General features: G+C 63.3%; 5 protein-coding genes and 1 rRNA gene. 3 read left to right on the top strand and 3 right to left on the bottom strand.

Translation table 11 applies throughout. From position 1 onward, the window contains the following. Positions 1–39: 39 nt before the first annotated feature. Complete coding sequence (locus AC3FMM_RS31280) at positions 40–1,542, bottom strand: ISNCY family transposase (RefSeq protein WP_414249619.1); 1,503 nt, start codon at positions 1,540–1,542, stop codon at positions 40–42. Between the two features lie 351 nt (positions 1,543–1,893). Here AC3FMM_RS31280 and AC3FMM_RS31285 point away from each other — a divergent pair, with 351 nt between their 5' ends. The 3 genes from AC3FMM_RS31285 (at position 1,894) to AC3FMM_RS31295 (ending at position 5,068) form a co-directional block, all read left to right on the top strand. Continuing rightward, on the top strand, positions 1,894–3,651 hold the full coding sequence (locus tag AC3FMM_RS31285; protein WP_488688328.1) for a galactose oxidase early set domain-containing protein: 1,758 nt from the start codon (positions 1,894–1,896) through the stop codon (positions 3,649–3,651). Positions 3,652–3,723: 72 nt separating this feature from the next. Next, the gene (locus AC3FMM_RS31290) at positions 3,724–4,263 is read left to right on the top strand and encodes a DUF4142 domain-containing protein (protein WP_115684065.1); all 540 of its coding nucleotides are present in this window, start codon (positions 3,724–3,726) and stop codon (positions 4,261–4,263) included. Positions 4,264–4,390: 127 nt separating this feature from the next. Beyond that, the gene (locus tag AC3FMM_RS31295; protein WP_116314818.1) at positions 4,391–5,068 is read left to right on the top strand and encodes an SOS response-associated peptidase family protein; all 678 of its coding nucleotides are present in this window, start codon (positions 4,391–4,393) and stop codon (positions 5,066–5,068) included. A gap of 5 nt (positions 5,069–5,073) precedes the next feature. Here the strand turns inward: AC3FMM_RS31295 and AC3FMM_RS31300 are convergent, their stop codons facing one another. After that, the gene (locus AC3FMM_RS31300; protein WP_115684063.1) at positions 5,074–5,328 is read right to left on the bottom strand and encodes an RNA-binding protein; all 255 of its coding nucleotides are present in this window, start codon (positions 5,326–5,328) and stop codon (positions 5,074–5,076) included. Between the two features lie 333 nt (positions 5,329–5,661). Continuing rightward, positions 5,662–5,774: ribosomal RNA gene (rrf, locus tag AC3FMM_RS31305) — 5S ribosomal RNA — on the bottom strand. Between the last annotated feature and the right edge of the window lie 27 nt (positions 5,775–5,801).

The raw sequence follows: 5,801 nt of genomic DNA on the forward strand, positions 1-5,801 counted from the left end.
TGTCTAGGCGGTTTTGAAAGGTCGTCTCTTCCGCTAAATTCAAATGTCGGCATGGGCGTGCTTTTTGTGCGGGGTTGGGTTCTTTTGCGGGGTAGAAGTAGGGCGGTGGCGCTGGCCTGACGTGACTGAATTCAGCGCAGGGTGGGGCGGTGGATTCGCGGTGGGCAAAGTTAAAAGGTCCGCGTTCCGCTGCAGCGGCGCGGGCGCCAGCGCGCGTTCCAGATCGAGCCGGTTGATCAGCCGCTGCCGCTTGACGTTCAGCGGCGCGCGATGGGGCCGAGCGGGTTCACCCTGCAGCGTGCGCGACGGCCCCGCCTGCTGGCGATCGTCGCGCTGCGCCTGCACCTTGGCAGCCAGCGCCAGCACCGCTCCCAACCGCTTGTTCTCGACGATCGCACCCTGGTCCATCTCGCCGAGCCGGTCATAAGTGGTGTAGGGCAGGGCAGCGCCATCGGCCCACAGCTCGATGCGCCCGTCCGGATACTCGGCCACCTCGATATACCGATGAATCAGGCGCCGGTGCTCGGGCCGGTCCGCGAGCAAGTACATCACCTTGTCGTACTGCAGCGTGAGGCTTTGCGAGACCTTGCGCCATTCGCGCCAGCTGAAGATCCGCGCCAGGTCCTCGTCGCCGCGCAGCGGCCGGTGCGCATCGAAATCGCGCTTGGGCACCTTGGCGAAGCGCGCATTGAAGTCGGCGATGAAGTGCGGGGCAAAGGCGTTGGCGGCGGCCATCGTGCTGATGCCGCGCAGCCGCAGCTCCTTGACCAGCCGGTCCTGCAAGGTGCCGTTCATCCGCTCCACGCGGCCCTTGGCCGGGCTCGAATTGGCGCACAGGATGTCGATATTGAGCTCGAACAGCGCGCGCCCGAACTGGGTGTAGCCGCGGCCCTCGGCGCTGTCCCTGGCGTTGACGCGGAAGATGCCGGCCTTGTCCGAATAGAACGCCATCGGCTTGCCATGGCGCTCGACATAGGCGCGCGTGGCGGTGAAATACGCCGGCGTGGATTCGGTCGGCACGAACAGCAGCTGCATCAGGCGCCCGGTCGCGTCATCGACGTAGACCAGCAGCGTGCAGGCCGGCGCCCGGTCCTCGAACCAGGCGTGGTCGGAGCCGTCGATCTGCACCAGCTCACCCAGGCAGGCGCGGCGGTTCCTCGGCTGGTGCACCTTGGGCGGGCGCAGCTTGCGCGGCACCCAGAAGCCCGCGTCGATCATGATGCGGCGAACGCAGGCTGGCGAGACTTCGATGCCGTGGCGCTCGCGCAGCTTCTCCCAGGCGAGGGTCGGGCCGAAGTCGGCATAGCTGTCGCGAATCAGGCCACGCACCCGGGATTCGAGGCCCGGCGGCAATTGCCGGTTACCGGGGCGACCGCGCTTGCGCGAGATCAGTCCACTGGGGCCGTCCTCCAACAGTCGCAGAACAAGCCGCCTGACGTGCCGGGCGCTGATGCCCAAGCGCTCGGCTGCTCGCCAGCGCGCCAAGTGCCCATCGGCGACAGCTTGGATCACCTTCATCCGGTCAACTTCACGCATGCTCATGGTCACCAAATCCCGTTCGCGCATGGCTGCCTCCCGTAGCGCCCGACGAAACTCGCAGCGTACGGGGACTCAGGCTCAGGTGACATCTCTAACCATGGCAAAGGTGACATTACTAAAAACGGCCAACAATTTCATTCGCATAATGTATATTATGTTAAATAAAGTATAGGCAGCACCTCCGACCCGCCCAGCGCCTCCTACGCAGCTTGAGCAAAACGCAAGCCTCCAATCTCATTCCTTCCGTGCGCCAGCCCACATTGGCTCTCTGCCTGCCCCCCTAAGCTAGAAAAGTCCGGTCGGATGTCCTTCGGCATGCCACCGTGAGCTTCCAGCGCGGAACTCCCGCATTCCATGGCAACGCTGTCACTGGAGGTGATGCAAATGCGTCAACGCATGATTTTCCGGAAAACCGTGTGGGCGTCAGTGGTTGGTTTCTTCCTGCTGGCACCGTCGGTTTACGCAGCTCCGCCCGTCAGCTTTGATAATGACGCCTGCAACAACCCTTCCGCGGAAGCCAGGCTGAGGCAGCGAGAAGCTGCCGTGCTCGGCCCGGCCCATGCCGAGTCGCATGCGCGCGCACGTGGCAAACAGTGTCGGGTGGCAGCCGGGCTGGACCGGGTTGCCACGCCGGATGACCAGGTGCTGGCAGCGGCCAGGGCTCAGGCCACCAATACGGCGGGCCAATGGAGCCAGCCATTCGTCATCCCGGTAGTCGGCATCACTGCGGTATTGCTACACACCGGCAAGGTGCTGTTCTGGTCGTACGAGCCTACGCAGTACCATAATCCGGCAGCGTCGAACACCGGTGTCGCCTATGTGTGGGATCCCGCGACACGCACGGGGCATCCCATAACGCCGCCTGAGAACATCTGGTGTGCCGGCCAGACGATATTGAGCGACGGCAGGGTTTTCATTGCGGGTGGCAATCTGCGCTACCCCGACCCGAATGCGCCAGAAGGCCAGCAGAACTTCCAGGGCGCGCTGAGCAGCTATACGTTCAATCCGCTCAGCGAGAGCTGGACCACCCAGCCAAATATGTCGGTCGGCCGCTGGTATCCGACCGTGACCAAGCTGGCAGACAACCGGGTAGTCATCACCAGCGGCCTCGACGAAACGGGATCCGGAAATACCACGTCGGTGGTCGAACTGTTCACCCCTGCCGCGGGCATGGACAGCGTAGGCACGATGAGCACGGTGTCGTTCCACCATCCGTCCGGCATGTACCCGTTCCAATACCTGCTTGGTTCTGGCCAGATGATGCAGGCCGGGCCGGCCTTCTTCAATACCGTGCTGCTGACGCCCGGCACGTGGTCATGGAGCGGCATTCCGAACATGCTGAGTTCGCACTATGAGTACGCCAACGGCGTGCTCTATACCGATGCCTCGGTCACGCCCGCCAAACAGGTCGTGATGATCGCCGGTGGCGCCGAAGGCGACAGCGCCTTCCGCAACAACGAATGGTTCGATGTCGGCAACCCCAACGCAGGGTGGCGACAATTTCCGCAGTGGCTGCAGCCTCGCCATAACGCCAATACCGTGATCCTGCCGGATGGAACGCTGTTTACGGTGGGCGGCAATGCGGCCAGCAACGGTTATGACAACCCGCATTTTGACAGCGAGCTTTACAACAAGCCGGCCGGGGATCCGACCGGGACCTGGATTCCGATGAGCCCGAACACGATACAGGCGGGCTACCACTCCAGTGCCATTCTGTTGCCCGACGCCACCGTCTTGCTGTCCCAGGACGACATGAATCCCCTGGCCGTCAGTACGCACCAGGCACAGGTGTATTCGCCACCGTACCTGTTCAAGGGCGCGCGCCCGAATATCACCAGCGCACCGGGTACATTGAGCCTGGGACAAACCTTTACCGTTGGCTCCAGCACGCCCAGTGTTTCCAGCGTTGCACTGGTGGCGCCGGGGGCCGTGACGCACGGCAACGACATGCACCAACGCTATATCAAATTGCGCCATACCAAACAGGGCGCCAAGAACCTGCGCGTCACCCTGCCCGCCTCCAGTTCGCTGGTGCCGCCCGGTTACTACATGCTGTTTATCATCGACTCGCAAGGGGTGCCTTCCGTCGCCAAATTCGTTCGGGTTTCCTGAGGCAGGAGGTCGCACGGCATGACGGCATGATTGTTGCAAGGCCGGGTATGGTTGCCCGTTCAGGAGACAGTCATGCCATTCGATGCACGCCAGCCCGGCCGCCGTGGGCACCATGTCAAATCCCCGCTTGCGGCGGTATTGCTATGCCTGACAACCGGCCTGTACGCCGCGCCGCCCGCCGGCGACGTGGACTTCATGAACAAGGCCGCACAGGCAGGCCAGATGGAGATCGATGCCAGCAAGCTGGCCGAGACCAAGGCCACCAGCGCCACGGTCAAGCGTTTTGCCGGGCAGATGCTGCAGGACCACCGCGCCGCCGCGGAAGATCTCAAGCGACTGGCCAACGCCAAGGGCGTCCAATTGCCGACCACCCCGAGTCCCGCTGACCAGAAGAAGCTGGAAGCCATTGGCGCACTGCAAGGCGCCAGCTTCGACAAGCAGTACGCCGACGAAGTCGGGGTCAAGGCGCACAACGATGCGGTGGCACTATTCCGCAAGGCCGCGAGCGATGCGCGCGACAACGATGTACGGGATTTTGCAAAGAAGACCTTGCCGACGCTCGAGCACCATCTGGAATCCGCCAGGAAAATGGCATCGGAGGTATCGCGATAGCTGCCCGCAATGCTGGTCAGCCGGAGAGACGCCCACCCTTCCCTTCGCACCGCCACTCGGACAGGTGTAGCGAATAACGGCTGACCGTGCCAGCGGCAAGGCATCTGACGTCAGGGGAGGCAATATTGTGTGCACCAATTTCACCGCGGTGACGGGCCCGGTGCTGCGCGATGTTTTCGGGGCAGAACCGCCACCAGGAACATGGAAGCCGGAAATATGGCCAGGCGATGCCGCGCCGATCGTCCGTGCGGATGCCCGTGGCCGGCGCGAATGTTTGCTGGCCACCTTTGGCCTCGTGCCGCGCGCACGCCACGTCCACGGCGCGCGGGATTTTGAAACCATGAATGTCCGCGCCGAGTGCGTCGGTGACAGGCGCGGTTCGTGCAGCGCCTGGCACCGCACCCAGCTGTGCCTGGTGCCTGCGATGGCCATTTACGAGCCGTGCTACGTCGCGGGCCAGGGCTGGATCCGCTACCGGATCTGGCTACCGGACGAGCCGGCGCTTGGCATCGCCGGGCTGTGGAGGCAATGGCCGGATGGCTCCTATTCCTTCGCCATGTTCACGGTGAGCGCGCCTGGTCATGCGGTGATGAAGCTGATGCACACCCCCGGCAAGGAAAAACGGGCGGTTGTGATGATTCCGTACCTGCAGTGGCAAGCGTGGCTCGCGTGCCGGGATCCCGAACTGGCGCGAAGCTTCATGGCGCTCTATCCGGCAGAGAAGATGATGGCGGTTCCTGCCCCGCTTACGCCCCAACCCGCCGAGGAATCCGGCACGGCCGGCGTGGCCGCGCCAACCAGGTAGCCTGCTCAGGCGAAACGGTCATGCAGGATGGAAGCGCTCAGCTGACGCTTCTTCCAGTACATATGGTCGATGCGCTGCTGCAGCTTTCCCAGCACCGCAGGGTCCAGGGTTTCATAGGTCAGCAGCACGGCGGGGTGCGAGCCGTCGCCATCTTCATGCTCCAGGCTGTCGAATGGCGGGAATCCGTATTTCTCCAGGAACGTCCGGATTTCCTCGTCCGAGGTGTCGGGGTCGATATTGGTGAGCAGCAGGCGGCTCATTCTCTCTCGCAATTACAAGGTGACGGCGGGCGGGTGCTTTTTTTGAGGTTAGCACCTCGGCACCGTCCCTGCAGGACTGGACACATCGTCGCAGCACGCCATCGCCGCGCCAGCATGCTGCACGGCCGCGATTGAATGAATTCCCGCTCCGTGAGCGGACAGCGTTGCAAATAATCCATGCCTGGCCGCTGCGGCCTACCAGGTAGCGCGGATATTCCGTCAGGCGCGCGGCTGGAACATGAGCGCGCCGTAGTGACTGGCCATGCCCGTTGCGCCGCGCCAAAGCAAAAACCCCTCGCAGCACACGCTGTCGAGGGGTTTTGCACAATAAGAGCCTGGCGATGACCTACTTTCACACGGGAATCCGCACTATCATCGGCGCGGAGCTGTTTCACGGTCCTGTTCGGGATGGGAAGGGGTGGTTCCAGCTCGCTATGGTCACCAGGCATGAGGGGTTGTGGCGCTGTCGGGTT

The organism is Cupriavidus sp. 207A1, from assembly GCF_057798955.1.